This is a genomic window from Cellulophaga sp., assembly GCF_039943695.1.
Classification (GTDB): Bacteria; Bacteroidota; Bacteroidia; order Flavobacteriales; family Flavobacteriaceae; genus Cellulophaga.
Genome location: NZ_JBDVAA010000209.1, coordinates 1 through 3,048, shown reverse-complemented (window position 1 = coordinate 3,048; position 3,048 = coordinate 1). Strand labels below are relative to the sequence as shown.

At 28.6% G+C, this 3,048-nt stretch carries 4 protein-coding genes; all 4 read right to left on the bottom strand.

Annotated elements, in window-relative coordinates; all coding sequences use genetic code 11:
- Positions 1-737: TssN family type VI secretion system protein (locus ABJD66_RS14945; protein ID WP_348133097.1), on the bottom strand; the 737-nt coding region annotated here is incomplete at its 3' end.
- Between the two features lie 54 nt (positions 738-791).
- The gene (locus tag ABJD66_RS14940; RefSeq protein ID WP_348133095.1) at positions 792-1,496 is read right to left on the bottom strand and encodes a hypothetical protein; all 705 of its coding nucleotides are present in this window, start codon (positions 1,494-1,496) and stop codon (positions 792-794) included.
- Between the two features lie 63 nt (positions 1,497-1,559).
- The gene (locus ABJD66_RS14935; RefSeq protein WP_348133093.1) at positions 1,560-1,721 is read right to left on the bottom strand and encodes a hypothetical protein; all 162 of its coding nucleotides are present in this window, start codon (positions 1,719-1,721) and stop codon (positions 1,560-1,562) included.
- On the bottom strand, positions 1,715-3,048 hold a 1,334-nt coding region (locus ABJD66_RS14930; RefSeq protein WP_348133090.1), incomplete at its 5' end, for an ATP-dependent Clp protease ATP-binding subunit. The genes ABJD66_RS14935 and ABJD66_RS14930, both read right to left, overlap by 7 nt.

Sequence of the window (3,048 nt, the reverse complement as noted above, 5' to 3'; positions counted from 1 at the left end):
GATGTGTAAAAAATCCACCCCATTTCATCACCACTTTCATCTTCTGTTTTTATAACATCTTGTGGAAACCTAACATTTTGATCCTCTATAAACCTATTAAACCATTTTCCTAAAATCACTTCTGTAGGCAACTTTACCATAAATGACGAATAATCTTTGTCTGTAGGAGATCTTTTAACTTTAACTGTTACCTGTATAAGTGTAAAAGTATCTATCTTATCCCAATACAAATCACTATTTGTATCATGCTCTACACGCCAAGATTTAAAAAATGGTGGAGATATTTTTAAAAAAGAGTCTCTTGCCATTACATAAAATATAGGTACAATAAACCACAACACAGAAGACATTGCCCAAATAGAATATGGCAACCCACTTAACATATTAAAAATTAAATAATATACCCATGCTGTTAAAATTATAATAGCAAAAATTACAATTAAAAAGTATGTTTTATTGCCGTCTTTTTCTATTAAACCAAAGGAGTCAAATGTTTTAGTTTTTGTATAAAAAACCATACCAATTCCTAAAAACAAATACGTTAATGCAGTTATTAATAAACCACCCCAAACAAACTCATACCTTAACAAGGCAAACAAGGATGGTAAAATTAGTATTAGTAACGATATTAGTATAAAAAAGATAACCTTTTTTATACGTAACTTCTTTTTAATTTTAGAAAACTTAAGTACTAAAATTAAAAAAACCACCAATAAAGGGGCTAGTAAATATTTCAAAAAAAATGTAATTAATGTATCCATTTCATCTGTATTTTATATCCTTAACATTAATTAATTTAAATAAGTGTCATAACCTAAATATTTGTTATTTAAAGCAAAATCTAACTTACCCGTTAAATGGTAAGTTACAAATATTTCTCTATTTGAAATAATTAAAAAACTCAAAATTGTTTTAACATTATCAATGTTTTTTAAAAGAGTATTATAGTTATCTATAGGCTCATCTAACAGTATGCAAGCAGTGATGTCATCTACTTCACTTTTTACATTTCCGTGCAAACCAAAATCTATACCCAACAAACTATTGCCTAGGTTATTATACGGAATTTGCTTAAAAATTTTAGGTGTATATTTTAATTCTATCTTAAAATCTAGCACTTCATAAATTAAATCTTCAATAACGGGAAGATTCTCTTTTAATTGCTCAGAATTGCATAATTTAAAGAATAACTTAAATAATTTTACTTTAGGTATTTCTAATTTAGCATCTAAAATTTTTTGTGCAATTCTAAAAAGGTTTTCATTAGAGCTGTCATCTGTTAAAAAGTTAAGATGCCTATTTACAATTTTAGAACTTTCTTTAAAAAGATCTGTATCAAAAGCTTGAAAAAAGTTTATATTTCTTACCTCTCTCCTTTTATTTTCCTTTATAGCTTCTACCACCTCTTTATTGCTCATAGATGGTGTACTAATAACTAATGGATGAAATAAAATTTCTGGAAGTTGATGATAAATACTATTTCTGCTTAAATGCAATACTAAAAACTCTTTATAACTATTGGTTATACTTTTATATAAAGTTGTAACGTCTAAAATGTCTTAAGATAACGCAAGGCTGTTCATACCACTGTTTTCTACAATAAGCATTTCATCTAAATCTTTATCTAAAATAAACTTTAGCTCCTCATAAAAAACTTCTGCTACAAAATCTGCTGTATTATTTCTTTTTAAAGAGTCTATGTTAAATTCTTCTTCTAACATTTATCCCAAATTAGTTGTTCATCACTATAGTTTAGGATTATTTTATCACCAGGAACTATTTGTTCAGAAATAATAAATTTAGAAACTACCTTTTTAATATAATTCCTAATTACGCCACCAATTGGTCTTGCACCATATTTTTTAGAATATCCTTTTTGCGCAAGAAAAGCTAAAGCTTCCTCTGATAATTCTAAAGAAATATCTTTTTGATCTAAAAGTTGTTTTTGAAGATTAGCAAAGTGTAATTTAAAAATGTCTTTTGCTATTTTTTCATTAATAGGAGAAAATGGTACAACCTCTGTTAACCTTCCTAAAAATTCTGGTCTAAAATGTTTGCTCATCACCTCTATTAATTGATTAGATGATGGTTTAGTCCCCTGCTCTATTTGTTCTGCAATCCATTGGCTACCAATGTTAGACGTAAATATTATTATGGCATTAGAAAAATCTCCACTTCTACCTAATTTATCATGTATTGTACCTTCATCCATAATTTGAAGAAAAACGTCATACACAGAACTGTGTGCTTTTTCTATTTCATCAAAAAGCACTACCGAATATGGTTTTTGTCTAATTTTATTAACTAGCATACCACCTTCTTCATACCCAACATAGCCTGGAGGTGCACCATATAATAATGCAGCAGAATGCTCTTCTTTAAATTCAGACATATCAAACCTAATCATAGCAGTTTCATCATCAAAAAGCAGTTCTGCTAAAGACTTGGTAAGCTCTGTTTTACCGGTTCCTGTGGGTCCTAAAAAGAAGAAAGACCCAATTGGCTGTTTAGGGTTACCTAACCCACTCCTAGATTCTATAATAGCGTCAGACAATGTTTGTATAGCACTTTCTTGACCTTTTACTCGCTCTTGGAGTTTATCTTCTATTCCTAATATTTTCTCTTTCTCTTCAGCTTGAATTTTTCCCAAAGGAATACCAGATATATCTGCAACAATAGATTCTATTTCTGTAGACTTAACTACCTCTATTTTTTCTGATGCAATATCTTCTAAAATTGCCAATAACTTATGTATTTTTTCTAAACCAATAGCAACAGTATCATCTTCTAAAAGAACTAAATTCTCTACTACTTTTGCGGTTAAAACAACACTTATTTTTTTAAAAATTGTTTTAAATAGCAACTCTAAATCACCTTTTACAACAACATCAGCTTCTTCTATTGCTTTTAGTGCTTGCTTAAATTTTTCTACCTCTTTTTGAGCATTTTTATTACTCATTTTTACAGCGGCTAAAGTTCTATCTAACAAATCTATAGCACCATAAGGCAGTTTGTTTTCTTTAAAATATCTTTTAGATAGTTTTATAG

Coding starts and splice junctions, on each gene's coding strand:
- ABJD66_RS14935 (WP_348133093.1), bottom strand. CDS start 1,721: ATGTTAGAAGAAGAATTTAACATAGACTCTTTAAAAAGAAATAATACA.